Here is a 24,273-nt window from a genome sequence, read left to right as displayed (position 1 = left end):
AGGCCTTCCGCGCCCGCGCCGAAGCCGATCACGCGGCCGCCGGCGGCTCCGGGGGCGCGGGCCACCAGGCGCTCGAGCTCGGCGTGCAGCGGATACCCCGGCCGCAGCAGCTCCACCGGGTCGAACAGCGCCGCCACCAGGCCCAGGTCGAGCGCCGCCACCCCTGGCACCAGCTTGTCCAGGTCGCGGGCCACCAGGGCGGCCAGGGCCCCGGCATCGTCCGGCGACAGCGCCGCCCGGGCCGCCACCGCGCCGGGCGAGAGTTCGACGGCGAGGGCGCCAAGGCAGCTGAGGTCGGGATTCGGCATGGGCATACGGTGGCGTCGGGTTATGATCGCGATCATACCGCTGCACCGTTATCGCAAGGAGTGAATCCGATGTCGCCCATCCGTCGTGTCGCCATCCTCGGCGGCGTCCGCATCCCCTTCGTCCGCAACAACACCGCCTACCACGACGTCGGCAACCTGGGCATGTCGATCAAGGCGCTGGGCGCCGTGGTCGAGAAGTTCAAGCTGCACGGCGAGGCGCTGGGCGAGGTGGCGATGGGTGCGGTGCTCAAGCACAGCAGCGACTGGAACATCGGCCGCGAGGCGGCGCTCAGCTCGGGCCTGTCGCCGTCCACGCCGGGCATCACGATGCAGCGCGCCTGCGGCACCTCGCTCGACACCGTGATCCACATCGCCAACAAGATCGCCGTCGGCCAGATCGAGGCCGGCATCGGCGGCGGCTCCGACACCACCTCCGACGTGCCGATCGCGGTGAACAAGCGCCTGCGCCGCCGCCTGCTCGACGCCAACATGGCGCGCAGCTTCGGCGCACGGCTCAAGGCCTTCAAGGGCTTCAGGCTCAAGGAGCTCAAGCCCGAGTTCCCGGGCGTCGGCGAGCCGCGCACCGGCAAGTCGATGGGCGAGCACTGCGAGATGATGGCCAAGGAGTGGAAGATCACCCGCGAGGACCAGGACCAGCTGGCCTTCGAGTCGCACACCAAGGCGGCGATGGCCTACGACCGCGGCTTCTTCGCCGACCTGGTCACGCCCTTCCGCGGCGTCGAGCGCGACAACATCCTGCGCCCCGACACCACCCGCGAGAAGCTGGCCACGCTCAAGCCCGCCTTCGACCGCAGCTCCGGCCAGGGCACGCTGACCGCCGGCAACTCCACGCCGCTCACCGACGGCGCATCCGCCGCGCTGCTGGCGTCCGAGGACTGGGCGCGCGCGCGCGGCCTGGAAGTGCAGGCCTACCTGCGCGACGCCCAGGTCGCCGCGGTTGATTTCGTGCACGGCGAAGGCCTGCTGATGGCGCCGTGCTGGGCCGTGGCCCAGCTGCTCAAGCGCAACAACCTCACGCTGCAGGACTTCGACTTCTACGAGATCCACGAAGCCTTCGCGGCGCAGGTGCTTTGCACGCTCAAGGCCTGGGAGGACGAAGCCTTCTGCCGCGAGAAGCTGGGCTGGGACGGCGCGCTGGGCCGCATCGACCGCGCGAAGCTCAACGTCGTCGGCAGTTCGCTGGCCGTTGGCCATCCCTTCGCCGCCACCGGCGCCCGCATCGTCGCCACCGCCGCCAAGCTGCTCAAGGAAAAGGGCAGCGGCCGCGTCCTGGTCTCGGTCTGCACCGCCGGCGGCATGGGCGTCGCCGCCATCATCGAACGCTGAAGACCGGGGTCAGGGCGGGAGGAGGGGGATGCCGTGTTCGTTGCGGTGTTCGGCGACGGCCTGGTCGGCGATCTGTTCGCGCAGGCTGCGGCCCGCAAGGGACAGCAGGGCTTCGCCGCGGGCCGCACGCAGGGCGTTGGCGTAGGCGATCGTCGCGCGCTCGCTGTCGTTCTGGGCAGTCCAGGCGTGGCCCAGCAGCTCCCAGGCCTCGGCGCCGGCGCCCTGGGCCAGGGCGCGATGCAGGAAGTCCTCGGCCTTGCCCCACAGCTTCTGCGCGAGGCACCGCTGGCCCAGCGCAACCAGCAGGCCGGGGCTGGCGGAGTGCGCCGACAACCAGCCTTCGGCGCGGGCCAGGCGCTGCGGGTCGCGGCCCGCGGGCAGGCGGCCATAGATTTCCACCAGCGATTCATCCCACTTCGCATCCAGCGCCTCGGCCAGCGCCTGCGCACCGGCGTCCTCGAGGCCGAGCCGGGCCGAACGCAGTGCAAACGCGGCCACCACCGGCGCCGCGTGCTGCAGGCGCTGCGGCAGGCTGTTCCAGCGCTGCAGCAGGTCGTCGGCCTGCGGTGACTGGGCCAGCGCCGCGGCCGTGAGCTCGGTTTCCAGCGCCGACAGCGCCGGTGCCGAAAACGCCTGCTCGCGGCGCAGCGCGTTGAGCTGGGCCTGCGCCTCGTGCGCGCGGCCGGCGCCGACCAGGGCGCGGGCCTGCAGCAGCAGTGCCGCTGGCGGGGCGCTGGCGAACGGCGCCAGCGCGGCCAGCACGTCCTCGTGGCGGTTCGCCGCGGCCAGGCGCGTGGCCTGCTCCAGCGCCGCGGCCTGCGGATCCTGCAGCAGCAGCGCAGCCTGGTGGCGCGCCGCGGCCTCGACATCACCGCGGCCATCGGCGGCGCGGCGCGCGCCGATCAGCGCCGGCGTGCGCAGCAGCGGCTCTTCGGCGGCCTTCAGCAACAGCGATTCGGCCCGCTGCCAGCGGCCCTGGTGCAGCGCCTCCAGCCCGGTGGACAGGCGATTGCGCGCGAGCTGGCGCGCGTGCCGGCGCCAGGCGTGCACGGGCAGTTTCAGCAGCCATACCAGCGCCCACAGCGCGAACCACAGCAGCGCCCAGCCGATGACGAAATACGCCAGCGTGGTGGTGTAGGTCAGGCCGCGGAAGCGGACCACGACATCGCCGAGGTCCTGCGAGAACCAGGTCCAGCCCAGCGCGCCCAGGGCGGCCAGGGCCAGCCACCAGAGCAGGCTGCGGTAGAGGTTCACGGCGCCATGCCCCGCCGCAGGTCGCGCAGCTGCTGCAGGCCGCTGCCGGACATCGGCAGGTCGGGGTTGAGCTCGAGCGTGCCCAGCGCGGCCAGCCGTTCGCGGCGCTCGCGCAGCGTGGCGTCTTCGGCGTAGAGCCGCTGCAGCCACTGGTCCACGCGCACCAGCGCGGCGCGGAAGCCGGCTTCGTCGCGGCGGTCGAGCGCGATGCGCGCCAGCGCCAGCTCGAGGCCAAGGGCGGCTTCGCCGGTGGCGCGGTCGGCGGGCGAAATCAGGTCCTGTGCACTGCTTGGGCGCACCTGCACGATGGCATCAAGCAGGCGCTGCCAGCCCGAGTCCGTGCCCGACGCGGGCGGTGCGCCGGGCGCGCGGCTGGCCAGTCGCGGCAGGCTGGCCTGCAGCGCATCGAGTTCGCCGGCGGCGACGCTGCGCGGATCGGCGGGCAGTGCGCGCAGGGCGGCCAGTTCCTGGCCCAGGGTCTGGCGCAGGTTGATGAACTGCGGGTCGGTGAGCGGCTCCAGCGTGTCGCGCGCCATCGCGGTGGCGCGGATCGCACCGGGCAGGTCGCCGGCCACGTCCAGGCGCGCCTGCGCCAGGCTCAGCAGCAACTCGGCCTCGTCCAGGCGCAGCGCCTCGCGGCCCTCGCTGGCCTGCGCCGAGAGTTCGCGCAGGCTGTCCTCGAGGAGGGCGGCGCGCTGGCCAACGCCCAGCACTTCCTCGCGCAGCAGGCCGGTGCGGGCGGTAGTGTCGGTGAGGCGCTGGTCCAAGCCCTGCTGCGTGCGGCGCAGGGTGACCACGGCCTGCTCGGCGTCGAGCAACCGGGCGTCGAGGGCTTCGGGGCTCAGGTCCGGGCCTTCCGGCGCTTCGGTGCCGAGCGTGCGCCAGGCATACCAGGCGCCGGCGGCCAGCGCGGCCACGACCAGCAACAGCAGCAGCCAGCCCAGGGCGCCGGAGGGGCGGCGGGCGTCGGGGGATTCGGGGCGGGGTTCTAGCACGGTGTCCACTGCCGGGGGATAACGCAAAAACAAGCGCAATCCTACCGGAAGCGCCCGCCCGCGACATCGGCGGCCAGTGCGGCGAGCAGGGCATTCGGGGCGGCGCCGTCGGCGATGACGATGGCCGCGAAGGCTTCTTCCGCCAGGCGCGCCGCCAGCCGCGGGCTGCTGGCGACGACCGGGCGCCGCCGGAGCACCTGCCGCGTGGGCTCGCCCAGCCGCGACCACAGTGCGTCGAAGGCTTCGATGCTGGTCACCAGCAGCGCCGAAGACTCGGGCAGGGCCAGGATCAGTCCCGTGCGGGACGCGCTTGGCATCAGCGGCTCGCGCCGATAGACCTCGGCCAGGTGGACCAGCGCGCCGCGGTGGGCCAGGGTTTCGCCGATCAGGCCGCGGCCGCCGGGGGCCGTGACCAGGCCCACGGGCTGGCCGCGCAGCGACTGCAGCTCCGGCAGCGCCAGCAGGCCTTCCGAATCGGCGCGGTCGGGCGGCATCCGCACCGATCCGATGCCGGCCTGGCGCAGGGCGGTGGCCGTGCCGCTGCCCACCGCCAGCCAAACCTGGTCCGGCGCGTCGACCAAGGGCCGCTGCGCCCGCGCGAACCGCACCGCCGCCGGGCTGGTGAAAACCACGATCGAACAGGCCAGCGCGGCATCCAGGGCCACCCCTGCATCCATCGACAGCAGCCGCAGCGTAGAGACCGGCAACACCCGCGCGCCCAAGGCGGCCGCCGCACGCCGCACCGGGCCGTGTGCGCCCGAGGGACGCAGCGAGATGACATACCATCCCGCCAACACCGGCGCTGGGTTCGGTTTGGCCATGCCCCAGCTTCGCACAGCCCCTTGGACGACGTCACCGAATGAAGACCCTCGAAGAACTCGACGCCTGCTACCACGCCATGCCGCCCGTCGCGGCCATGGGCATCCGCAGCGCCGGCTGGGACGGCCAGCGCCTGCGGCTGCGGGCGCCGCTGGCGGCCAACATCAACGACAAGGGCACGGTGTTCGGAGGCAGCATGGCCTCGATCGCGACCCTGGCGGCCTGGGGCCTGCTCACGCTGCGCCTGGGCGCCGAAGGCATCAAGGCCGAGGTGTACGTCGCCGACAGCCAGCTGAAGTACCTCAAGCCACTGGTCGCCGACCTCGGTGCCGAAGCCTGGCTGGACGAGGGCACCGACTGGGACGCTTTCCTGCGCAGCTACCGCGAGCGCGGCCGGGCCCGCGCCCAGCTGATGGCCCGGGTCATCGACCCCGAAGGTGCCACGGTGGCGGAGTTCAGCGGCCGGTTCGCGGCCTTGCGGGCGCCCTGACGGGCGCGGGGCAGCCCCGCGGCCTTTGTGCATAATGGCCGCATGAACGCCCATCGCCTCCCTCGCCTCGCGCTGGCCCTCGGGCTGGTCGTCCTCGCCGCCTGCGCCAGCCAGGCCGTGCAGCGCAGTCCCCGCGACCAGACGCTCTACCACTACGTGAGCGCCGTGCGCTGGGGCGACTTCGACGTCGCCATGGGCTTCATCGATCCGGCCCTGCTCGAGGCCAACCCGCTGACCGACCTCGAGAAAGAGCGCTACAAGCAGTTCCAGGTCTCGGGCTACGAGGTCAAGTCCGGCGCCGAGCCGGCCCCGGGCACCTACGAACAGGTGGTTGAGATCCGCCTGGTCAACCGCAATACCCAGGTCGAGAAGGTCATCACCGACCGCCAGACCTGGCGCTGGGACGCCGAGGCCAAGCGCTGGTGGCTGATGTCCGGCTTGCCCGACCTGGACGCCACCCGCTGACCCGGCTTTGCCCGCGGCCGCGGCGGCGCCCATAATGCCGCCCCTGCCGTAGGAACCGCCCGCCCGCCATGGATCGCCTGCTCGAGTTCGCCCAACAAAACCCCCTGCTGTCGATCGCCTTCGCCGGCCTGACCCTGGCCCTGGTGGTCACCGAGGTCATGCGGCTGTTCCGCGGCTTCAAGGGCGTCACCCCGGCCCAGCTCACCGACCTGATCAACCGCGACAACGCCCTGGTGGTGGACCTGCGCGCCCAGGCCGAATTCGAGAAGGGCCACATCATCGGCGCCAGGCACCTGCTGCCGAGCCAGGTGGACCCGGACGGCAAACTGCTGGCCAAGGCCAAGGAATCGCCGGTGGTGCTGGTGTGCGCGGCCGGCGTGACCGCCGCGGGCACGGCCCAGAAGCTGGTCAAGGCCGGCTTCAAGCAGGTCAGCGTGCTCGATGGCGGCATCGGCGCCTGGACCTCCGCAGGCCTGCCGCTGGCCAAGGGCAAGGCCTGAGCCCCGCCCGGCGTGCGATAATCGCCGACCTTTCCACGACTTTCAGACCGGAGTTGCCGTAATGGCCGAGCAGAACAATGGCGCCGCCGGCGCCGACCAGGCGCAGTTCACCATCCAGAAGATCTACGTCAAGGACGTGTCCTTCGAGGTGCCGAACTCGCCGCACGTCTTCAACGAGCAGGGCCAGCCGAACCTCGAGCTGAACCTCAACCAGAAGGTCGCCCGCATCGCCGAAGGCCTGTTCGAGGTCGCCCTGGGCATCACGCTGACCTGCAAGATCGAAGACAAGACCATCTACCTGGCCGAAGTCGAGCAGGCTGGCCTGTTCGGCCTGGCGGGCTTCGACGAGCGCACCCTGGACATGATGCTGGGCACCTACTGCCCGAACGTGCTGTTCCCGTACGTGCGCCAGACCATCAGCGACCTGGTCGTGCAGGGCGGCTTCCCGCCGTTCTACCTGCAGCCGATCAACTTCGAGGGCCTGTACGCCGAAGGCCTGCGTCGTCGCGCCGAGCAGGCGCAGGCCCAGGCCGCGCAGCTCCCCGAGGGCGGCAACGCCTGATCCCGGCGCGGCGCCCATGAGCACCGCCAAGCCGGCCATCGCCGTCCTCGGGACCGGGTCCTGGGGTACGGCGCTGGCGTCGCTGATCGCGCGCAACGGCCACCCAACCGTGATCTGGGGCCGCGATGCGGCCCAGGTCGCGTCGATCAACGGCCAGCACGAGAACACCCGCTACCTGCCCGGCATCCCGCTGCCCGAAACCCTGGTTGCCACCGGCGACCTGGGCCAGGCCGTCGCGGGCGCCGACCTGGTGCTGGTGGTGACGCCCAGCCACGCCTTCACCGAAACCCTGCGCGCGCTCGCGCCGCATCGCCGCGCGCACGCCGGCGTGGCGTGGGCGACCAAGGGCTTCGAGCCCGGTTCGGGCCGCTTCCTGCATGAGGTCGCCGGCGACGTGCTGGGCCCCGGCGTGCCGCTGGCCGTGGTCACCGGTCCGTCCTTCGCCAAGGAAGTGGCGCAGGGCCTGCCCACCGCCGTCACCGTGCATTCGGACGACGAGGACTTCACGCGCCAGGTCGCCGAGGCGCTGCACGGCCCCACCTTCCGCGCCTACACCGGCACCGACATGCTCGGCGCCGAGTTGGGCGGTGCGATGAAGAACGTGCTGGCGGTCGCCACCGGCATCGCCGACGGCATGCAGCTGGGCCTGAACGCGCGCGCCGGCCTGATCACCCGCGGCCTGAATGAAATGCTGCGCCTGAATGTCGCGCTCGGCGGTCGCGCGGAAACGCTGATGGGCCTGGCCGGCCTGGGCGACCTGGTGCTGACCAGCACCGGCGATCTTTCCCGCAATCGCCGTTTGGGCCTGGCGTTGGGCCGCGGCCAGTCGATCGCCGAGGCCGTGGCCGCGATCGGCCAGGTGGTTGAATCGGTGCAGACCGCCGACGAAGTGATGCGCCTGGGCGACCGCCACGGCATCGAGCTGCCGATCTCGTCGCTGGTGCACCGCGTGCTGCACGACGAGATCACCCCGATCGAAGGCCTGAAGATGCTGCTCTCGCGCGAACAGAAGCCCGAGTATCCCGAAGGCCTGTTCGAGTAAGCCGCGATGATCGTCCTGGTCGGCGTCCTGTTGCTGGCGGTCGTCGTGCTCACCGCCACCGTGCTGCACCTGCTGGCCGAGTTCGCCGTCGCGCGCGGCCTGCCCGCGACGCCAGTGTGGCGCCACGCGCCCCGCCTGCTTCGTGCCGCCCACGCCGCCGCCCGCGACGTGTCGCTTGACGCGCCTGCGCGAACCGCCGCCGGGGGCGCCGTGCTCTGCGCCTGGCTGCTCCTGGCCTGCGCCCTGTCCCTCGCCCTCGCCGCCACCCAAATCAAATGAACCAGGTTCATTTGGTTCGGGCGAAAAAAAGCCCGGCGTGAGCCGGGCTTTTCCTTGTTGCGGTGGCGCGATGGATCAGAAGCTGGCGCGCAGGCCGACCAGGTAGGTCTCGCCGTTGTCGCCGAAGGTGGCTTCGCCGACCATGCCCCAGGTCTGGTTGAACTTGTACTGGGCGCCGATGGTGCCGGTGAAGTCGCCGTCGGCGTTGTCGCCGTCGTTGTAGTTGGCCTTGATCAGGCCCTCGAAGTTCTTGGTGAACGAACCACGCAGGCCGACCGAGGCGCGGTAGCCATCTTCGCTGCCGAAGCCGTCGACGTCGATGTCGTTCCAGGCGATCTCGGAGATCAGGTCCAGGTTGTCCGACAGGCCGTGGGCGTAGCCCAGGCCCAGCTCGGTGCTGTCGACGTCGACGTTGATGCCGTCGATCTCGACCTGGTTCCAGCCGCCGAAGCCGTAGAAGCCGGACTTGCCGAACTCGAACGAACCGCGCACGCCGAAACCATCGGCCTCGGCGCCACCGTCGGCGTCGACGTAGTTGTAGTTGCCTTCGATGTAGGTGTAGCTGAGCTTGTCGTCAGCCTGCGCCGAGAACGGGATGGCGGCAGCGAGGACCAGGGCAATGAGGGAACGCTTCATGGGATGAATCCTTTTTTTGTGGGGGCGCCCGCCGCACCGGAATGCGTCGGACTGGGGCGCAGTATGCGAATCGCAAAGTAACGGAGGATTAACGACTCGCTGTTTTCGCCCTTGCCCTGCCATCAGTCATGCCCAAGCGATCCCTCGTATTCATGTTGCCGCCAGGCTTCGAACACCGCGACCGCCACGGCGTTGGACAAATTCAGGCTGCGCTGGCCCGCGCGCATCGGCAAACGCAGGCGTTGCGCCTCGGGGATCGCATCGATGACGTGTGCGGGAAGCCCGCGCGTCTCCGGTCCGAACAACAGGGCGTCCCCGCCTTGGTACCGCACCGAATCGAAGCGAACGCTGGAACGCGCGCTGAACGAAAACACGCGCGGATGCCCCAGGGCCTCCAGGCACGCCGCCAGCGAGGCATGCCGCCGCACGCTGGCGAACTCGTGGTAGTCCAGGCCCGCGCGCCGCAGCTTCGCGTCCTCGAAGTCGAAGCCCAGCGGCTCGACCAGGTGCAGCGCCGCGCCGGTGTTCGCGCAGAGGCGAATCACATTGCCGGTGTTGGGCGGGATCTCCGGTTCGAACAGGATGACGTTGATCATCCCGGCATTATCGCCCGCGCCTCAGCCCGCGCAGCGCAGCCGTCGTCCCAGGGTGCCCAGGTCGCCGGGCATGCGCGCCAGGCCCAGTGCGCCGACCGGCTCGGCCTGGCCGCAACCGGCTTCCATCGCCGCGGCGGCGGAAACCACGGCTGGAACCGGCGGAGAAGGCAAGAAGGCGGCGACCGCAACGGCCAGCAGGGGGAGGGCGGAAAGGCTGCGGCGGAGCGGCGTGGCGAAGCGCATGGTCGATGTCCGTGGCGGGATGGCCAAGGCACAGCAGGTTCCGTGCCAGCCACCCCGGCCTTTGAAAACAGGCGCTTGCGTGTGTCCGGCGGGTGTCCGCCGGTGTCCGGGTTCAGGCGCGGACGCGGCAGGCGGACAGCGGCTGGCCCGCGAAGGCCTGCCACTGCGCCTCGGTCGCGGCGCGCGCCGGGGTCGGGAACTCGATGCGTGCGACCAGCTGCGATTCGCCATCGTCGTCGCGCAGGTTGCTCAGGCCTTCGAAGCGCAGCAGGCGGCGGCTGTCGCGGCCGTAGGCGACGTCGATGTGCGGCGCGATCCAGCCCAGCAGGCCACCCAGCCGAAGCCGGAAGGTCTCGGCCGGCTCGCCGCCGAGCTGCGCGCTGCCCTGCCGGTTCACCTTGAAGCCCAGCGACTGCAGCCGCGACGGCACCGCGAACCGCAGCGGCACCGACTCGCCCGCCACCAGCGGCGTCCAGTTGTCGCGGATGAACTCGTCGAAGCCGGCATCGGCGACCAGGCGCGCATCGTCCTGCAGGGGCGCACTGCGCTCGGCCTCGCCCTGGCCTTCGCGAACCCAGAGCGATTCGACGCCGGTGCGGCGGCGCAGGCCCTCGCGATAGCCGATGCGCGCATCCTCGAACACGAACTCCGGCGCCACCGAGGAACCGCGATAGTCCACCCGCTTGCGTGCGAACGGCGTGCCGTCGCCGCAGCGGTAGATGACCAGGCGTTCGGTCGGCTCGCCGTCCTGGCGCCGCACCAGGTGCTGCTCGCGGTAAAGCAGGCGATCGCTGCCGGGCTCGCGCGCCACGCCTTCCTCGAAGGTGAGCGAGGCCAGCGCCGGCAGCGGCGCGAACAGGCAGGCCAGCACCAGCAGTCGCTTCACCATGGCAGCGTTTCTCCGTTTCGATTCAGGAAAACACCGGCCGGCACGCCCGGAACGTCATCGACCAGCGTCAGCAGGCTGCGCACCGACTCATCAGCGGAAAGCTCGGCGCCCTCGCCGCCCATCGCCGTGCGCACCCAGCCAGGGCTGGCGGTGATCACGCCGATGCCCATCGGGTTCATCGCGTGCGCCATCAGCACGCCGGCCATGTTCAGCGCGGCCTTGCTGATGTTGTAGCTGGGCGTGCCGAAGGTCGCGGTGGACGCGATCGAGCCCAGTTTCGAACCGAGGTTGAGCACGCGCGGGCGCGTGCCGCGCGCCAGCAGCGGCGCCAGCGCCTGCGCGAGCAGCATCGGCCCGGTGACGTTAGTGGCGAAGGTGCGCGCCATCACGTCCGCGCGCAGCTCGCCGAAGCGTTCGCCGCGCTCGAGCACGCCGGCGTTGTTCACCAGCAGGTCGAGCCCCTCGTGCATGCCGGCCAGCGCCTGCACGAAGGCCTGGCGGCTGGCCTCGTCGTCCACCGACAGCGCCAGCACCTGCAGCCGCCCGGAATGCACTTTCGCCAACGCCGCAAGCTCGTCGGCCGAAGCCGGCCGACGGCAGGTCGCGACCACGCGCGCGCCGCGCGCCAGCAACTGGCGCACGAACTCCAGGCCCAGGCCGCGGCTGGCGCCGGTGACAACAACGCGCTGTGAAGGTGATGTGCTCATTGCGTCGCCACTATGGCCTTCGGCCTAGTGTAAGGACCGTCAAGGCAGGCTAGCATCCGAATCCCCCGGCATGTGCCGGAAGTCAGCCTACAAGGTAGCCCATGACCTCGATCCGCCGTCCGCGCGCCAGCGCGCTTGCCCTTGCCGTCGGCCTCGCCGTCGCCAGCCTCTCGCCGCTGTACTCCCCGGACGTCGTGGCCAAGGAACAGGCCCAACCCGCGCTGGTCGCCGACATCGCCTTCGAGCAGTTCACCCTGCCCAACGGCCTGCGCGTGATCGTGCACACCGACCGCAAGGCGCCGATCGTCGCGGTCAACATCTGGTACCACGTCGGCGCCAAGAACGAACTGCCGGGCCGCACCGGCTTCGCGCACCTGTTCGAGCACCTGATGTTCCAGGGCAGCGAGAACTACAAGGGCGAGTTCTTCGAGCCCTTCGAGCTGGTCGGCGCCACCGACCAGAACGGCACCACCAACTCCGACCGCACCAACTACTTCCAGAACGTGCCCACCACCGCGCTCGACATGGCGCTTTGGATGGAGTCCGACCGCATGGGCCACTTCCTCGGCGCGGTCACGCAGGACCTGCTCGACGAGCAGCGCGGCGTGGTGCAGAACGAAAAGCGCCAGGGCGAGAACCAGCCCTACGGCCAGGTCTTCGAGCGCCTGCTCAAGGCCAGCTACCCGAAGGGCCATCCCTACAGCTGGACCACCATCGGCTCGATGTCCGACCTGAGCGCCGCCTCGCTCGATGACGTCAAGCGCTTCTTCAAGACCTGGTACGGGCCGAACAACGCCGTGCTGGTGCTGGCCGGCGACATCGACGTCGCCACCGCCCGCGAGAAGGCGATGAAGTACTTCGGCGACATCCCGGCCGGCCCGACTATGGCCCAGCCCAAGGTCGACCCGGCGCCGCGCACCACCTCCACCCGCGACACCTTCACCGACAAGGTGCCGCAGGCGCGCGTCTACCGCGCCTGGAACACCGCCGAATACGGCAAGCCCGACGTCGAGCACCTGCAGCTGCTGGCGCAGGTGCTGGGCGGCTCGCGCAGCTCGCGCCTCGACAAGCGCCTGGTGTTCGAGGACAAGCTGGCCGACAACGTGTCCGCCGCGGCCTGGCCGAACCTGCTGGGCGGCCTGTTCTTCATCCAGGTGGACGTGAAGCAGGGCGTGGACGTCGCCACCGTCGAGAAGGCGCTGGACGAAGAGCTGGCGAAGATCCTCGCCGACGGCCCGACCGCCGCCGAGCTCGAGCAGGCGCGCACCGTTTACAAGGCCGGCTTCGTGCGCGGCATCGAGCGCATCGGCGGCTTCGGCGGCAAGGCCGACGCGCTGGCCGAGTGCGCCGTGTTCGCCGGCGACCCGGGCTGCTTCCGCGACAGCCTGCGCACGCTCGAGACGGCTACCGCGAAGGACCTGCTCGCCACCGGCCGCCGCTGGCTGTCGAAGGGCGACCACACCATCGTCGTCACCCCGGGCGAGCGCGTGCCCACCGTCGAGGAGCCCAGCGTGACCCCGCCGGCGGCCACCGCCGTGCCCGCCGCCGACAAGAAGTACACCGTGGTCGAGACCGGCGTGGACCGCAGCAAGGGCGTGCCCACCACCGAGACCTTCCCCGCCCTCGCCTTCCCGGCCTTGCAGCGCGCCGAGCTCAGCAACGGCATGAAGGTGATCCTGGCCGAGCGCCCGGGCCTGCCCGTGGTGCAGATGAACCTGCTGCTCGACGGCGGCTACGCGGCCGACCTGGGCGGCAAGCTGGGCACTTCCAGCTTCACGATGGGCATGCTCGACGAAGGCGCCGGCGACTACGACGCCCTGAGCTTCGGCGACCGCGCCGAGGCCCTGGGCGCCAACCTGGGCTCGTCCGCCAACCTCGACGGCGGCAGTGCCTATCTGTCGGCGCTGAAGGAGAACCTGGACGACTCCGTCGCCCTGTTCGCCACCATGCTGCGCGAGCCGCGCTTCGACCAGAAGGAAATCGAGCGCGTCCGCCAGAGCTGGATCGCCGGCATCAAGCAGGAGAAGGCCCGCCCGAACGCGGCTGCCCTGCGCCTGCTGCCGCCCCTGATGTACGGTGAAAACCACCCGTACGCGATCCCGTTCAGCGGCTCGGGCACCGAAGCCTCGATCGCCTCGCTGACCCGCGACGACCTGGTGGCCTTCCACCAGCGCTGGGTGCGTCCGGAAGGCGCCACCCTGGTCATCGTCGGCGACACCACGCTGGCCGAGATCACCCCGGTGCTTGAGAAGCACCTGGGCAGCTGGAAGGGCGAAGGCCAGGCCGCGGCGCCGGCCGCCATCCCCGCGGTGGCCCTGCCGGCCAAGCCGCGCGTGTTCCTGGTCGACCAGCCGGGCGCCATCCAGGCCAACGTCTACGTCGGCCAGCTGGTGCCCTCGACCCGCGACGACCAGGCCACCGAGCTCGAGATTGCCAACGCGGTGCTGGGCGGCGAGTTCAGCTCGCGCCTGAACATGAACCTGCGCGAGGACAAGGGCTGGGCCTACGGCTCCTACAGCTTCGTGCAGGCCGCGCTGGGCCAGCGTCCTTGGATCGCCTTCGCCGCGGTGCAGATCGACAAGACCAGCGAGTCGATCGCCGAGCTCAAGCGCGAGATCACCGAGTACACCACCGGCCAGGTGCCGGCGGCGCCGGCCGAAGTGGCCAAGATCCAGGCCACCGAGATCCGCAGCCTGCCGGGCTCGTACGAAACCGCCAACGCCGTGCTCGGCGCCATCGGCGGCATCGTCCGCTACCAGCGTCCCGATGACTACGTGGTCCGCCGCCGCGCCGAGATCGAGGCCCTGACCCCGGCCGTGGTGCAGCAGGCCGCCAAGACCATCCAGCCCGAGGCCCTGACCTGGGTGATCGTGGGCGACCTGTCCAAGATCGAGGCCGGCGTCCGCGCGCTCGACCTCGGCGACGTGCAGGTGGTGGATGCCGACGGCAAGCCGGTGGCCGCCGCGAAGTAAGCGGGCAAACTCATTGCCGGTTCAGCACGGGCGGGGCGACAATCCCGCCCGTGTCCTTTTGGAGAGACAACGTGCGCAAGCTTGCCCTGGTCCTGCTGCTGATCCCCCTCGCCTCCGCCTGCACGTGGGTGAAGATGGCGCCCGGCGCCAAGGACGTGCGCGTGGCCCGCGCCGACCAGAACCTCTCGGCCTGCGCCAAGCGGGGCGAAGTGTCGGTCTCGGTGAAGAACCGCCTGGGTCCCTACGACCGCAACGACCTCAAGGTCCGCGACGAGCTCGAGACCCTGGCCCGCAACGAGGCCCCCAGCCTGGGTGCCGACACCGTGCAGCCCAAGAACCAGCCGGTGGACGGCGAACAGCGCTTCCTGGCCTTCCGCTGCGGCACGGCCAGCGTCTCCACCCGCGCCCCGTCGGCCCCCGCGGCGGCCGAGGGCGAGGCCGAGACCTACCCGATCGCGGACTGAGGCGCCGGGCACGGTTCTTCACATCCGGGGCCGCGGAAGTTGAGAGGACGGTTGTAAACAGGTAACTTTGACGGGTTTCCCTCAAGGCGAATCCTGCCCATGCTGTTCCAGCACGTCTCCATCGCCGGCCTCGCCCACATCGATGCCCCGCATCGCCTGAGCTCCGCCGACCTCAATGCCCAGCTGCAGCCCACCATGGACCGGCTGGGCATCAAGACCGACGTGCTGCAGGACATCGCCGGCATTTTCGCCCGCCGCCTCTGGGACGACGAAACCCAGGCCTCCGATGCCGCCACCCTGGCCGCCGAGAAGGCCCTGGCCGACGCCGGCGTGCCGCGCGAGAAGATCGGCCTGCTGGTGAACACCTCGGTCAGCCGCGACTTCCTCGAGCCGTCCACCGCGTCCATCGTCTCGGGCAACCTGGGCCTGGGCGAGAACTGCCAGAACTTCGACGTCGCCAACGCCTGCCTCGCCTTCCTCAACGGCATGGACATCGCCAGCCGCATGATCGAGCGCGGTGAAATCGAGTACGCCCTGGTCGTCGACGGCGAAACCGCCAACCTCGCCTACAAGAAAACCATCGAGCGCCTGAGCGCCCCCGATGTCACCGAAGAGCAGTTCCGCAACGAACTGGCCACGCTGACCCTGGGCTGCGGCGCCGCCGCCATGGTGCTCTCGCGCGCCGAGCTCACCCCCGACGCGCCGAAGTACCGCGGCGGCGTCACCAAGGCCGCCACGCAGTGGAATACCCTGTGCCGCGGCAACCTCGACCGCATGGTCACCGACACCCGCATGCTGCTGATCGAAGGCCTGAAGCTGGCCACCGCCACCTTCGGCGCCGCCCGCCAGGCGCTGGGCTGGGTGGTCGACGAGCTCGACGAGTTCGTCATCCACCAGGTCTCGCAGGTGCACACCCAGGCCTTCATCAAGGCCTTCGGCATCGACCCGAAGAAGGTGCTCACCATCTTCAACGAGCACGGCAACATCGGCCCGGCCTCGGTGCCCATCGTGCTCAGCAAGCTGCGCGAGATGGGCCGCCTGAAGAAGGGCGACCGCGTCGCGCTGCTCGGCATCGGCTCCGGCCTCAACTGCTCGATGGCCGAAGTCGTCTGGTAACCCCCTGACCCACTCCCTCTCCCTCCGGGAGAGGGCCGGGGAGAGGGCAACCACCTCGCCACGAAAGCCCGCCACCCGGCGGGCTTCTCGTTTCCGGCAAGGGCCTCAGCGCCCCGCGTGCGCCTCGAAGAACGCCCACATCACCGCCGTCGCATCCACCGACCGGCTGCCGTGGCTGCGCGCATGCCCGGGCCAGTCGTGCTCGCCGCGGCGGAAGCTGTAGAGCACCACCGGTGCGTCGTCGTCGCAGGCCCAGCGGTGCCGGCGCACGCCCTCCGCGCGCTGGTTCGCCTCGGTCAGTGCCTCGATGACAGCGGTGGGCCGGCAGCCCGCGCGCGCCGCCCAGGCCGCAGCCATCCGGCGCGGCGCCGGCCACGAAGCCGGCGGCGACCACGCGCGTCGGTTCCTGGCAGGCGAAGCGCCAACTCATCTGCGCGCCACCCGAGTAGCCGTTGACGAAGACACGCGCGGGATCGACCAGCCGCTCGGCCGCCAGCGCATCGATCAACGCGACCAGGAAATCCACGTCGGGGCTTTCCGGGCCGAAAATCCGCCAGCGCCCGCCGCGGGCCAGCGGGTAAACCACTACGGCGCCGTGCTCCGCGGCAACCGCGTTCCAGCCAGTCATGGGTTCCATCTGCCTCGCGGTCTGCCCGTGGCCGTGCAGCGCGATGACCAAGGGAGCGCGCCGGATGCCGGCCGGAGCAAAAATGCGGAACTCCCGCTCGATTTCGCCGACGGCGACGGTGCGGGGCGCGACGGCTACAGGTACGGCCCCCACATGAAGGCGACCGCGGCGACAGCGCCGGCGGCGGTCAGTCCGGCAAGCAAGAACAACAGGCCCGCGATGGCGTTCGGGACGGCGGCCCGCGGCGAGCGCTCGGCGACGAGATAGAGCTGCACCAGCGCGAGCGGAACGATCCAGCTGGCGAAGCTGACGCCGAGGAAGACCGCGCTGTCGTAGCCCATGCGGACACCGAACGGCGCCAGGCCCAGGCCCGCCAGCATGATGCCGATGCGCAGGAACCAGACGCCGTTCACCAGCACCCAGGCCCGAAGCGCGTGCCGGCGGTGCAGGGCGATGTCGCCCCGCCACGCCGCACGCCAGGCCAGCGCGACGAAGACCAGGATCAGCGCGCCATTGAGGCTGGTGGACAGCGCGCTGGGCAGGTTCAGCTGCGAGCCGCGCACCCAAGTCAGGTAGAACCCGGTGAGGCTGGCGGCCAGCGCGGCCAGCATGAACGCCCGGCCGTTCCATCGGTGCAGGGCCGACCAGCGCTGGCGCAGGGCGGGGACCAGCTGCAGCACGCCGCTGAAGGTGACCAGGGCCCCCAGGAACACGTGCCCCACGAACTGGAAGTTGCCCACCGCGTCGCCGGGTGCCCAGCCGGTGATGTGCGGCTTGGTGTTCATGGCGAGCGGGTCGCCCTGCAGCAGGGGCGGGGTGAAGTACAGGACGATGAAGGCCACGAAGGCCCACTGCCCGGCCACCGCCACGGCGAACCAGGTGGCGGCGGCCGTCCGGAGGCGGCGGCGGGACTCGGTGAGGAGGTTGGGCTGTAAGGGGATGGTCGGCGTCATGACGGGCTCCGGTGGGATGACGCCGCAGGGTTGGCGTCCGCGCCGTGCCCTGTCTTGCCGGATCGGAAATCGGCCAGCCGCATTTCCCGCCGGCGATTCGGCGGAAGGCGTCCGTTCAGCCGTGACGGCTGGCAGTGGTGCGGGTGACCGCGCGGTGCCACGATTTCCGGGCGGTGACGAAAGGGACGCGGAGGCGGTGATGGCGGCTATCGACGGCATGACGTGGGCGGTGGTGGGCCTGGCGCTGGCCTCGGTCCTGGTCCTGCTGGGCAGGCGCCACAAGAGCGACGCGGAACTGCTGTTCGCGGTGTTCTGTGGGTCGCTGGCCATGGCCCTGCTGCGGCCCACCCTCGGCGACGCGCCCGTGGCGATCACCGCGCTGGTGACCCTGGGCGCCTGCGCCACCTGCAACGTGTACTGGCTGGTCGCGCGCGCGCTGTTCCGCGGCGATGGCGGGGTGGCGCGGCGGCACGTGGCCGCGGCAGCGGGCGTCGCGGTGCTGATCGTGCTGTATCGGGCCGGCGAAGCGGCGGGCATCGGCCGCGGCCTGGCGGTGCTGGGCGACCTGCTCACGCTGGCCAGTTCGACGGTGCTGGTGCTGGCCTTTGCCGAAGCCCTGCGCGGATGGGCCGGCCTCTCGGTCCCGGAGCGGCGCTTGCGTGCGGTCTACCTGTTGCTCTACGGCGGCTGCGTGGTTGGCGGCACGGTGTCGGGGGCGATGGCGACCAGTGAGCCGGCGTGGGCACCGGTGCATCGCGCCGCCGTGCTGGGCTGCAGTGCCGCCATCCTGGGCTTCACCCATGTCGCGCTGCTGCTGCGGCGGCGCCAGCGCGGCGGCGTGGTCCCGGCGACACCGATGGCTTCCACTTCATCGGACGCTGCCGCGATGCGGCCGCGCGCCAGCGAGGAAGACCTGGCGCTGGCGGCGGCCATCCGCCGCGTACTCGAGCAACAGGCGCTCTACCGCGAGCCCGAGTTGAAGGTGGCGGACCTGGCGGCGGCGGTGGGCAGCGTCGAGCACAAGGTCAGCCGCGCCATTACGCAGGGCCTGGGCGAACGCAACTTCAACCAGTTCGTCAATCGCTACCGCATCAAATACGCCTGCCGGCAGCTGGCCTCCCATGAAGGCAGGACCGTGCTCGAGATCAGCCTCGACAGCGGGTTCGGGTCGCTGGGGCCCTTCAACCGCGCCTTCAAGGCGGCCACGGGACTGACGCCGACGGCCTGGCGCGCCGCGCGGCGCAATGCACCGGACGCGGCGCTCACGGCCGACCCAAGCCGCTGAGCCAGCGCATCCGATACCCGCCTCTTCGCGCTTCAGGCCACCTTGAGCCGCGCAATCGCCGGCGCCGCCGCCAGCTCGCCGAACAGATCCTTCGGATCGCGCAGCTCCGGGATCAGGCCGGCCTCGCGGCCCAGGCCCAGCTCCTTCGCGCAGTCGCGCACGAGGCGCAGCGCGGAATAATCTTCCAGCGCGAAGCCGACCGAATCGAACAGGGTGACTTCAGCCGCGGTGCGACGGCCAGCGGCCTTGAGCGTCAGCACTTCCCACAGCTCGGTGGCGGGGAATTCGGCGGGCATCTGCTGCAGCTCGCCCTCGATGCGCGACTGCGGCTCGAACTCGACGAACACCGAGGCCATCGCCACCACCTCCGGCGCCAGCTCGGTCTTGCCCGGGCAATCGCCGCCCACGCCGTTGATGTGCATGCCCGGCTCGATCATCTCCGGCGTCAGGATGTCGGCGTTGGCCTTGTCGGCGGTGACGGTGGTGACGATGTCGGCGCCGCGCACGGCCTGGGCCACGCTGTCGCTGCGCAGGACACGCAGCTTCGGCGCGGCGCTGGCCAGGTTGCGCACCAGCTTGTCGGTGGCCGCCCGGTCGACGTCGTAGGCGCGCACTTCGTTGATGCCCATCAGGTGGTGGAAGGCCAGCGCCTGGAACTCGCTCTGGGCGCCGTTGCCGACCAGCGCCATCGTCTTCGAGTCCTTGCGCGCCAGCAGCTTGGCGGCCATCACCGAGGTGGCGGCGGTGCGCAGCGCGGTGGTCAGCGTCAGCTCGCTGATCAGGGTCGGCATGCCGGTGTCCATGTCGGCCAGCACGCCGAAGGCGACCACGGTCGACAGGCCCAGCTTGGTGTTGCCCGGGTGGCCGTTGACGTACTTGAAGCTGTATTCCTTGGCATCGGCCACCGGCATCAGCTCGATCACGCCCAGCGCCGAGTGCGCGGCGCTGCGCGGGCTCTTGTCGAACTCGGGCCAGCGCCGGAAGTCCGCCTCCAGGTAGTCCACCAGGCGGCCGAGCAGGGTCGGCAGGCCGTTCGCGGCGACGATACGGGTGAGGTCCTGGGTGGTGAGCTGGGTCATGGCCATCGGGGTTCTCCGGGTAGGCGGATCGGTAACGTCATTGTCCGGACCGGGGCGACAGCGCGAAATGGCAGTAATGCTATGTTTTTGCCAGAAACCTGCTAAAAAGCCAATACGAAATGCCGGAGTGTCCGAATGGACGACCTCGACCAGCGCCTGATCGCCAAGCTCCGCCACGACGCCCGGGCCCCGGTGGCCGACCTGGCCAAGGCGCTGGGCGTCTCCCGCGGCACCATCACCAACCGCATGGCGCGGCTGCAGCGCGACGGCGTGATCACCGGCTACACCCTGCGCCTGCGGCCCGACGCCACGCCCGACGAGATCCGCGCCTGGACCTCGCTGGCGGTGGAGGGCAACCAGCACCGCGTCATCCGCGCGCTGCTCGGCGAACCCGGCGTCGCCGCCCTGCACGACACCAACGGCCGTTGGGACCTGCTGGCCGAACTGCGCGTGGGCAGCCTGGCCGAGCTCTCCGCCACGCTCGAGCGCATCCGTGGCATCGAGGGCGTCAGCGCCAGCGAAACCAGCGTGCACCTGCGGACGCTGCGCGGATGAGCGGGTTGCCGGCGAAACCGCTGCCGCCGGAGAAGCCGCTGCCGTCCGACTGCTGCGACAGCGGCTGCGACCGCTGCGTCCACGACATCTATGCCGAGGAGCTGGCGCACTACGAGCAGCGGCTGGCGGCGTGGCAAGCGGCAAACTGCGACACAGCGTCCACGGCAGGGGCGCATACCGGCGGCAGTCCGCACCTTGCGGATGACCCGCCGCACCCCATCAAGGGCGCATGACTCCCCGAGGCACCCCGGCATGAACACTCCGAAACTCTTCGAACCGCTTTCCGTCGGCGCGCTGTCGCTCGCCAACCGCATCGTCATCGCCCCCATGTGCCAGTACTCGGCCGTGGACGGGAAGATGACCGACTGGCACACCATCCACCTCGGCCAGCTGGCGCTTTCCGGCGCCGGCCTGCTCACCATCGAGGCCACCGCAGTGCGGCCCGACGGGCGCATCTCCTACGGCGACGTCGGGCTGTGGGATGACGCCACCGAGGCGGCGATGGCGACGGTGCTGCAGTCCGTCCGCCGCTGGTCGTCGATGCCGATCGCGATCCAGCTCGCCCACGCGGGCCGCAAGGCATCGACCGACCTGCCGTGGCTCGGCGGCAAGCAGATCGCACCCGGTCACGCCCACGGCTGGCAAACCGTCGCGCCGTCGGCGCTGCCGTTCCACGACACCGACAATCCGCCCGTGGCCATGACCCGTGAGCAGATGGACGAAGTGCGCGATGCCTTCGCTGCGTCCGCGCGACGCGCCGCGCGCCTGGGCCTGGACGCCGTGCAGATCCACGCCGCGCACGGCTACCTGCTGCATGAGTTCCTGTCGCCGCTGTCGAACCGGCGCGACGACGAGTACGGCGGATCGCTCGACAACCGCATGCGCTTCCCGCTGGAGGTCTTCGATGCGGTGCGTGCGGCGTTCCCGGCGGAAAAGCCGGTCAGCGTGCGGGTGTCCGCCACCGATTGGGTGGCCGGCGGCTGGTCGACCGAGGACACGGTGGCCTTCGCGAAGGCGCTCGAGGCGCGGGGCTGCAGCGCCATCCACGTCTCGACCGGCGGGCTGCATCCCGCGCAGCAGATCCCGGTCGGCCCCGGCTACCAGGTGCCGCACGCGCGCGCCGTGAAGCAGGCCGTGGCGATCCCCGTGGTCGCGGTCGGAATGATCACCGACTATGACCACGCCGAGGCCATCGTCGCCACCGGCGACGCCGACCTGGTGGCCATCGCCCGCGGCATCCTCTACGACCCGCGCTGGCCCTGGCACGCCGCGGCGCACCTGGGCGCGAGCGTCACGGCGCCACCCCAGTACCTGCGCTCCCAGCCACGCCAGTTCCCCCACCTCCTGACAGCAAATAAACCAGGTCCAGTTGCCTGAGGTGACTGGCCCGAACCGTTCGTCCGGGCAAATGAACCTGGTTCATTCGCTGCGCGTCGCGTCCTGCGTGGTGTCGCTGTCGATGCGGCCGTCCACCAGCGACACGGTGCGGTCGCACCGTTCGGACAGGCGCGGGTCGTGGGTCACCAGCAGCACCGCGCAGCCGAACTCCCGGTTGAACTTGCGGAACAGCTCGAACACTTCCGCCGCCGACTTGCTGTCGAGGTTGCCGGTCGGCTCGTCGGCCAGCAGCAGCGCCGGCCGCGTGACCAGCGCGCGCGCCACGGCCACGCGCTGCTGCTGGCCGCCGGAGAGCTGGTCGGGCTTGCGGTGTTCGAGGCCCGACAGCCCCACGTCCGCCAACAGTGCCCGCCCGCGGTCGAGCTGTTCGCGCGTGGGCTTGCCGCTCGCCACCATCAGCGGCATCAGCACGTTCTCCAGCGCCGTGAACGCCTGGATCAGGTGATGGAACTGGAACACGAAGCCGATCGCGCCGCCGCGCAGCGCGGTGCGGCCGGCGTCGTCCATGCCGCGGGTCGGCTGGCCCAGCAGGAACAGCTCGCCGTCGGTGGGGCGGTCGAGCAGGCCGATCACATTGAGCAGCGTGCTCTTGCCCGAGCCCGAGGCGCCGACGAGCGCCGCGAAATCGCTGCGCTGCAGCCGCAAGTCCAGCCCGTGCAGCACCTCCACCTCGGTCGGCTTGCCGACGTTGTAGCTCTTGCGCAGGCCCTCGAGCCGCAGCACTTCCTGCGCGGCGTCATGCGTCTCAGACATGGCGGATCGCCTCCACCGGGTCCAGGCCCGACGCGCGCCGCGCCGGCACCGCCGCCGCCACGATGCCGGTCACCGTGGCCAGCGCCGCGGCGCCCACCAGCAGCCAGGGATCCACCGGGATGAAGAAGAGCTTGGGCCCGAAGGTGTTGAATGCAGCGACCAGGCCATAGCCCGCCAGCCCGCCGACCAAGGACCCCGCCAGCCCGAAGATCGCGCCCTGCATCAGGAACACCCGCAGCATCTGCGGCCGCGTGGTGCCCATCGCGCGCAGGATGCCGATCTCGCGCGTGCGCTGCACCACGCTCACCGACAGCACGCTGGCGATGCCCAGCGCCACGCTCAGCGCCACGAACAGGCTGATCATCTGCGTAGACAGGCTCTGCGAGCGCAGCGCATTCATGAGCTGCGCGTTGGTTTCCATCCAGCTCTCCGACTTGAGCCCGGTCAGCCGGCCGATGCGCGCCGCGATCCGCCGGGCCGCGAAGATGTCGTCCACGGTCACGTCGATCACCGTCGCCGCGCCCGGCAGGTCCAGCAGCGACTGCGCCTGCTTCATGTCCAGGTACACATAGCGCGAATCGAGCTCACGCACGCCCAGCTCGAAGATGCCCGCCACGTTGAGCACCGTCTCGCGCCCCTGCCCGCCGTCGAGCCGCAGCTTGTCGCCGACGCGGATGCCGAGGTCGGCGGCCAGCTGCCTGCCGATCACCGTGTCGCCGGCGCCGATGCGGAACACGCCGGCCACCACGTCGTCCTGAATCGGGATGATGCGCTGGTAGCGCTCGGCGTCGATGCCCACCAGCGCCACCGACTCCAGCGCCTCGCCGCGGCGCGCGAACGCCGGGCCCGAGATCACCGGCGACACCGCGGTTACCTGCGGCAGCGTGTCCAGCACGTCGCCCACCTGCTGCCAGTTGTTGATCGAGCGCAACCGCTGCGCGCGCTTGTTCTCCAGCACCAGCTGCACGCTGCCGTCGGCGGGCGCCAGGATGCGGTTGGTTTCCTCGGTCGGCTGCACGCGGATGTGCGCTTGCGTGCCGAGCGTGCGGTTGATGATGTTGCCCTGCAGGCCGGTGATCAGCGCCGTCAGGAACACGATCACCGCCACGCCGGTGGCGATGCCGACCAGGATCAGCGTGCTCTGCGCCTTGCCCTCGCGCAGGAAGCGGGTGGCGATGGTCCATTCGATCCACATCGGCGTCAGTCGAGCTTGGCCGGCAGTTCGTTGCGGGTGGCGGCGTCGGCGGCCTCGGTGGGCAGCGCGCCTTCGCGCAGGCGCACGCGGTCGCCTTCGGCCACGGGGGCCTTGGCGTCGGCCAGCACGCGGTCGCCTTCGGCCAGTCCATCGGTGACCTCGGCCATCGCCAGGCCGCGCAGGCCCAGCGTCACCGTGCGGCGCGCGGCGCGGCCGTCCACCACCGCCCACACCTCGGCGCGTCCGTCTTCGGCCATCGCCAGCGCGTCATTGGGCACGACGATGGCGCGCTCGCGGCGGCCGGTCTCCACGTTCACCGACACGGTCATGTCCTGGCGCAGGAAGTCGGGCGCGGGCGACACGGTGAGCCGGATGTCCACCGAGCCGCGCTGCGGGTCCACGCTGGGCGCGATGAAGCTGACGTGCGCCGGGAAGGGCCGGGCGGGGAAGGCGTCGGCCACGCACATCGCGGGCTGGTCCAGCGCCAGCACCTCCAGGTTCTTCTCGTCCAGCGGCAGCAGGATCTCGGTGTCGCCGGCGCGGGCGATCTCGAACAGCACGCGGCCGGGCTGCACCAGATCGCCAGGCTCGGCGTTGCGGGTGAGCACCGTGCCGGCCACTTCGGCGCGGATCGTGGTCTTGGCCAGCTGGGCCCGTGCCGTCTCGAGCCGGGCGCGCGCCGTCGCCTCGGCGGGCTGGCCGGCCGCGAGCGTGCGGGCGGCCAGGCGGGCCTGCTCGGCGGC

General features: G+C 71.0%; 27 protein-coding genes and 2 pseudogenes. 14 read left to right on the top strand and 15 right to left on the bottom strand.

All coding sequences use genetic code 11. The features are described 5' to 3' along the window. Nucleotides 1-308: pseudogene (locus Q0C12_RS10455) on the bottom strand (hypothetical protein); the annotation flags it as partial. 69 nt (nt 309-377) lie between these two features. On the opposite strand from Q0C12_RS10455, the gene Q0C12_RS10450 reads away from it, so the two are divergent. Then, a complete protein-coding gene (locus Q0C12_RS10450; protein ID WP_290889967.1) occupies nt 378-1,655 on the top strand; it encodes an acetyl-CoA C-acetyltransferase in 1,278 nt (425 codons plus the stop codon). Between the two features lie 9 nt (nt 1,656-1,664). Here the strand turns inward: Q0C12_RS10450 and Q0C12_RS10445 are convergent, their stop codons facing one another. From Q0C12_RS10445 to Q0C12_RS10435, 3 genes are read right to left on the bottom strand one after another with little or no spacing between them, the layout of a single operon-like run. Then, nucleotides 1,665-2,909, bottom strand: coding sequence for a heme biosynthesis HemY N-terminal domain-containing protein (locus Q0C12_RS10445; RefSeq protein ID WP_290889964.1), 1,245 nt, complete (start codon nt 2,907-2,909; stop codon nt 1,665-1,667). After that, nucleotides 2,906-3,904, bottom strand: a complete 999-nt coding sequence (locus Q0C12_RS10440; RefSeq protein ID WP_290889961.1) for a uroporphyrinogen-III C-methyltransferase — start codon at nt 3,902-3,904, stop codon at nt 2,906-2,908. The genes Q0C12_RS10445 and Q0C12_RS10440 overlap by 4 nt, the downstream gene beginning before the upstream one ends. A gap of 41 nt (nt 3,905-3,945) precedes the next feature. Then, nucleotides 3,946-4,725 carry a uroporphyrinogen-III synthase gene (locus Q0C12_RS10435; RefSeq protein ID WP_290889959.1) on the bottom strand — a complete coding sequence of 260 codons (780 nt, stop codon included), beginning with the start codon at nt 4,723-4,725 and terminating at the stop codon, nt 3,946-3,948. Nucleotides 4,726-4,763: 38 nt separating this feature from the next. On the opposite strand from Q0C12_RS10435, the gene Q0C12_RS10430 reads away from it, so the two are divergent. The 6 genes from Q0C12_RS10430 to Q0C12_RS10405 all read left to right on the top strand — a co-directional run bounded on the left by Q0C12_RS10430 (nt 4,764) and on the right by Q0C12_RS10405 (nt 8,061). Beyond that, complete coding sequence (locus Q0C12_RS10430) at nt 4,764-5,213, top strand: YiiD C-terminal domain-containing protein (protein ID WP_290889956.1); 450 nt, start codon at nt 4,764-4,766, stop codon at nt 5,211-5,213. A gap of 42 nt (nt 5,214-5,255) precedes the next feature. Continuing rightward, nucleotides 5,256-5,678: a hypothetical protein gene (locus Q0C12_RS10425; protein WP_290889953.1), complete on the top strand. Its 423-nt coding sequence runs from the start codon at nt 5,256-5,258 to the stop codon at nt 5,676-5,678. 68 nt (nt 5,679-5,746) lie between these two features. Further along, nucleotides 5,747-6,178, top strand: coding sequence for a rhodanese-like domain-containing protein (locus Q0C12_RS10420; protein WP_290889950.1), 432 nt, complete (start codon nt 5,747-5,749; stop codon nt 6,176-6,178). A gap of 61 nt (nt 6,179-6,239) precedes the next feature. Next, the gene (gene secB, locus Q0C12_RS10415) at nt 6,240-6,740 is read left to right on the top strand and encodes a protein-export chaperone SecB (RefSeq protein ID WP_290889947.1); all 501 of its coding nucleotides are present in this window, start codon (nt 6,240-6,242) and stop codon (nt 6,738-6,740) included. Between the two features lie 16 nt (nt 6,741-6,756). Further along, on the top strand, nt 6,757-7,782 hold the full coding sequence (locus tag Q0C12_RS10410; protein WP_290889944.1) for an NAD(P)H-dependent glycerol-3-phosphate dehydrogenase: 1,026 nt from the start codon (nt 6,757-6,759) through the stop codon (nt 7,780-7,782). Between the two features lie 6 nt (nt 7,783-7,788). After that, a complete protein-coding gene (locus Q0C12_RS10405) occupies nt 7,789-8,061 on the top strand; it encodes a hypothetical protein (RefSeq protein WP_290889941.1) in 273 nt (90 codons plus the stop codon). Nucleotides 8,062-8,136: 75 nt separating this feature from the next. On the opposite strand, the gene Q0C12_RS10400 is transcribed toward Q0C12_RS10405, so the two are convergent. The 5 genes from Q0C12_RS10400 to Q0C12_RS10380 form a co-directional block, all read right to left on the bottom strand. Beyond that, nucleotides 8,137-8,697 (bottom strand): diffusible signal factor-reguated Ax21 faimly protein, encoded by a 561-nt coding sequence (locus tag Q0C12_RS10400; RefSeq protein ID WP_290889939.1) that lies wholly within the window; start codon nt 8,695-8,697, stop codon nt 8,137-8,139. Between the two features lie 122 nt (nt 8,698-8,819). Continuing rightward, the gene (locus Q0C12_RS10395) at nt 8,820-9,293 is read right to left on the bottom strand and encodes a tRNA (cytidine(34)-2'-O)-methyltransferase (protein WP_290889936.1); all 474 of its coding nucleotides are present in this window, start codon (nt 9,291-9,293) and stop codon (nt 8,820-8,822) included. 21 nt (nt 9,294-9,314) lie between these two features. After that, the gene (locus tag Q0C12_RS10390; protein ID WP_290889933.1) at nt 9,315-9,536 is read right to left on the bottom strand and encodes a hypothetical protein; all 222 of its coding nucleotides are present in this window, start codon (nt 9,534-9,536) and stop codon (nt 9,315-9,317) included. 112 nt (nt 9,537-9,648) lie between these two features. Continuing rightward, nucleotides 9,649-10,425: a hypothetical protein gene (locus Q0C12_RS10385; protein ID WP_290889930.1), complete on the bottom strand. Its 777-nt coding sequence runs from the start codon at nt 10,423-10,425 to the stop codon at nt 9,649-9,651. Further along, the gene (locus Q0C12_RS10380) at nt 10,419-11,132 is read right to left on the bottom strand and encodes an SDR family oxidoreductase (RefSeq protein WP_290889927.1); all 714 of its coding nucleotides are present in this window, start codon (nt 11,130-11,132) and stop codon (nt 10,419-10,421) included. The genes Q0C12_RS10385 and Q0C12_RS10380 overlap by 7 nt, the downstream gene beginning before the upstream one ends. Nucleotides 11,133-11,233: 101 nt before the next feature. On the opposite strand from Q0C12_RS10380, the gene Q0C12_RS10375 reads away from it, so the two are divergent. The 3 genes from Q0C12_RS10375 (at nt 11,234) to Q0C12_RS10365 (ending at nt 15,684) form a co-directional block, all read left to right on the top strand. Continuing rightward, nucleotides 11,234-14,104, top strand: coding sequence for a pitrilysin family protein (locus tag Q0C12_RS10375; RefSeq protein ID WP_290889924.1), 2,871 nt, complete (start codon nt 11,234-11,236; stop codon nt 14,102-14,104). A gap of 71 nt (nt 14,105-14,175) precedes the next feature. Then, a complete protein-coding gene (locus tag Q0C12_RS10370; protein WP_290889921.1) occupies nt 14,176-14,568 on the top strand; it encodes a DUF4156 domain-containing protein in 393 nt (130 codons plus the stop codon). A gap of 99 nt (nt 14,569-14,667) precedes the next feature. Continuing rightward, complete coding sequence (locus Q0C12_RS10365) at nt 14,668-15,684, top strand: 3-oxoacyl-ACP synthase III (RefSeq protein WP_290889917.1); 1,017 nt, start codon at nt 14,668-14,670, stop codon at nt 15,682-15,684. 105 nt (nt 15,685-15,789) lie between these two features. Here the strand turns inward: Q0C12_RS10365 and Q0C12_RS10360 are convergent, their stop codons facing one another. Together Q0C12_RS10360 and Q0C12_RS10355 are read right to left on the bottom strand one after the other, a co-directional pair. Beyond that, nucleotides 15,790-16,041 (bottom strand): hypothetical protein, encoded by a 252-nt coding sequence (locus Q0C12_RS10360; RefSeq protein WP_290889915.1) that lies wholly within the window; start codon nt 16,039-16,041, stop codon nt 15,790-15,792. 405 nt (nt 16,042-16,446) lie between these two features. Continuing rightward, nucleotides 16,447-17,265, bottom strand: a complete 819-nt coding sequence (locus Q0C12_RS10355; protein WP_290889912.1) for a DUF2306 domain-containing protein — start codon at nt 17,263-17,265, stop codon at nt 16,447-16,449. A gap of 199 nt (nt 17,266-17,464) precedes the next feature. On the opposite strand from Q0C12_RS10355, the gene Q0C12_RS10350 reads away from it, so the two are divergent. Beyond that, nucleotides 17,465-18,550 (top strand): AraC family transcriptional regulator, encoded by a 1,086-nt coding sequence (locus tag Q0C12_RS10350; protein WP_290889910.1) that lies wholly within the window; start codon nt 17,465-17,467, stop codon nt 18,548-18,550. A gap of 32 nt (nt 18,551-18,582) precedes the next feature. Here Q0C12_RS10350 and Q0C12_RS10345 read toward each other — a convergent pair whose 3' ends face one another. Then, nucleotides 18,583-19,635, bottom strand: a complete 1,053-nt coding sequence (locus Q0C12_RS10345) for an ornithine cyclodeaminase (protein ID WP_290889908.1) — start codon at nt 19,633-19,635, stop codon at nt 18,583-18,585. 129 nt (nt 19,636-19,764) lie between these two features. Between Q0C12_RS10345 and Q0C12_RS10340 the strand changes: the two genes are divergently transcribed. The 3 genes and pseudogenes from Q0C12_RS10340 (at nt 19,765) to Q0C12_RS10330 (ending at nt 21,561) form a co-directional block, all read left to right on the top strand. Beyond that, complete coding sequence (locus tag Q0C12_RS10340) at nt 19,765-20,184, top strand: Lrp/AsnC family transcriptional regulator (RefSeq protein ID WP_290889905.1); 420 nt, start codon at nt 19,765-19,767, stop codon at nt 20,182-20,184. After that, nucleotides 20,181-20,324: pseudogene (locus Q0C12_RS10335) on the top strand (oxidoreductase-like domain-containing protein); the annotation flags it as partial. The gene Q0C12_RS10340 and the pseudogene Q0C12_RS10335, both read left to right, overlap by 4 nt. Nucleotides 20,325-20,436: 112 nt before the next feature. Further along, complete coding sequence (locus Q0C12_RS10330) at nt 20,437-21,561, top strand: NADH:flavin oxidoreductase/NADH oxidase (protein WP_290889902.1); 1,125 nt, start codon at nt 20,437-20,439, stop codon at nt 21,559-21,561. Between the two features lie 42 nt (nt 21,562-21,603). Here the strand turns inward: Q0C12_RS10330 and Q0C12_RS10325 are convergent, their stop codons facing one another. From Q0C12_RS10325 to Q0C12_RS10315, 3 genes are all read right to left on the bottom strand, one after another. After that, on the bottom strand, nt 21,604-22,335 hold the full coding sequence (locus tag Q0C12_RS10325) for an ABC transporter ATP-binding protein (RefSeq protein WP_290889899.1): 732 nt from the start codon (nt 22,333-22,335) through the stop codon (nt 21,604-21,606). Next, nucleotides 22,328-23,530, bottom strand: a complete 1,203-nt coding sequence (locus Q0C12_RS10320; protein WP_290889896.1) for an ABC transporter permease — start codon at nt 23,528-23,530, stop codon at nt 22,328-22,330. Before Q0C12_RS10320 ends, Q0C12_RS10325 begins: the two co-directional genes overlap by 8 nt. 5 nt (nt 23,531-23,535) lie before the next feature. Beyond that, nucleotides 23,536-24,273: efflux RND transporter periplasmic adaptor subunit (locus tag Q0C12_RS10315; RefSeq protein ID WP_290889893.1), on the bottom strand; the 738-nt coding region annotated here is incomplete at its 5' end.

The sequence above is a fragment of the Arenimonas sp. genome (genome assembly GCF_022842045.1).
Classification (GTDB): Bacteria; Pseudomonadota; Gammaproteobacteria; order Xanthomonadales; family Xanthomonadaceae; genus Arenimonas.
Note: the sequence above shows the minus strand (reverse complement) of the source record. Positions and strands in the feature narration are given on the sequence as shown.

Coding starts and splice junctions, on each gene's coding strand:
- Q0C12_RS10450 (WP_290889967.1), top strand. CDS start 378: ATGTCGCCCATCCGTCGTGTCGCCATCCTCGGCGGCGTCCGCATCCCC.
- Q0C12_RS10435 (WP_290889959.1), bottom strand. CDS start 4,725: ATGGCCAAACCGAACCCAGCGCCGGTGTTGGCGGGATGGTATGTCATC.
- Q0C12_RS10430 (WP_290889956.1), top strand. CDS start 4,764: ATGAAGACCCTCGAAGAACTCGACGCCTGCTACCACGCCATGCCGCCC.
- Q0C12_RS10425 (WP_290889953.1), top strand. CDS start 5,256: ATGAACGCCCATCGCCTCCCTCGCCTCGCGCTGGCCCTCGGGCTGGTC.
- Q0C12_RS10420 (WP_290889950.1), top strand. CDS start 5,747: ATGGATCGCCTGCTCGAGTTCGCCCAACAAAACCCCCTGCTGTCGATC.
- secB (WP_290889947.1), top strand. CDS start 6,240: ATGGCCGAGCAGAACAATGGCGCCGCCGGCGCCGACCAGGCGCAGTTC.
- Q0C12_RS10410 (WP_290889944.1), top strand. CDS start 6,757: ATGAGCACCGCCAAGCCGGCCATCGCCGTCCTCGGGACCGGGTCCTGG.
- Q0C12_RS10405 (WP_290889941.1), top strand. CDS start 7,789: ATGATCGTCCTGGTCGGCGTCCTGTTGCTGGCGGTCGTCGTGCTCACC.
- Q0C12_RS10400 (WP_290889939.1), bottom strand. CDS start 8,697: ATGAAGCGTTCCCTCATTGCCCTGGTCCTCGCTGCCGCCATCCCGTTC.
- Q0C12_RS10395 (WP_290889936.1), bottom strand. CDS start 9,293: ATGATCAACGTCATCCTGTTCGAACCGGAGATCCCGCCCAACACCGGC.
- Q0C12_RS10390 (WP_290889933.1), bottom strand. CDS start 9,536: ATGCGCTTCGCCACGCCGCTCCGCCGCAGCCTTTCCGCCCTCCCCCTG.
- Q0C12_RS10385 (WP_290889930.1), bottom strand. CDS start 10,425: ATGGTGAAGCGACTGCTGGTGCTGGCCTGCCTGTTCGCGCCGCTGCCG.
- Q0C12_RS10380 (WP_290889927.1), bottom strand. CDS start 11,132: ATGAGCACATCACCTTCACAGCGCGTTGTTGTCACCGGCGCCAGCCGC.
- Q0C12_RS10375 (WP_290889924.1), top strand. CDS start 11,234: ATGACCTCGATCCGCCGTCCGCGCGCCAGCGCGCTTGCCCTTGCCGTC.
- Q0C12_RS10365 (WP_290889917.1), top strand. CDS start 14,668: ATGCTGTTCCAGCACGTCTCCATCGCCGGCCTCGCCCACATCGATGCC.
- Q0C12_RS10360 (WP_290889915.1), bottom strand. CDS start 16,041: ATGGCTGCGGCCTGGGCGGCGCGCGCGGGCTGCCGGCCCACCGCTGTC.
- Q0C12_RS10355 (WP_290889912.1), bottom strand. CDS start 17,265: ATGACGCCGACCATCCCCTTACAGCCCAACCTCCTCACCGAGTCCCGC.
- Q0C12_RS10350 (WP_290889910.1), top strand. CDS start 17,465: ATGGCGGCTATCGACGGCATGACGTGGGCGGTGGTGGGCCTGGCGCTG.
- Q0C12_RS10345 (WP_290889908.1), bottom strand. CDS start 19,635: ATGGCCATGACCCAGCTCACCACCCAGGACCTCACCCGTATCGTCGCC.
- Q0C12_RS10340 (WP_290889905.1), top strand. CDS start 19,765: ATGGACGACCTCGACCAGCGCCTGATCGCCAAGCTCCGCCACGACGCC.
- Q0C12_RS10330 (WP_290889902.1), top strand. CDS start 20,437: ATGAACACTCCGAAACTCTTCGAACCGCTTTCCGTCGGCGCGCTGTCG.
- Q0C12_RS10325 (WP_290889899.1), bottom strand. CDS start 22,335: ATGTCTGAGACGCATGACGCCGCGCAGGAAGTGCTGCGGCTCGAGGGC.
- Q0C12_RS10320 (WP_290889896.1), bottom strand. CDS start 23,530: ATGTGGATCGAATGGACCATCGCCACCCGCTTCCTGCGCGAGGGCAAG.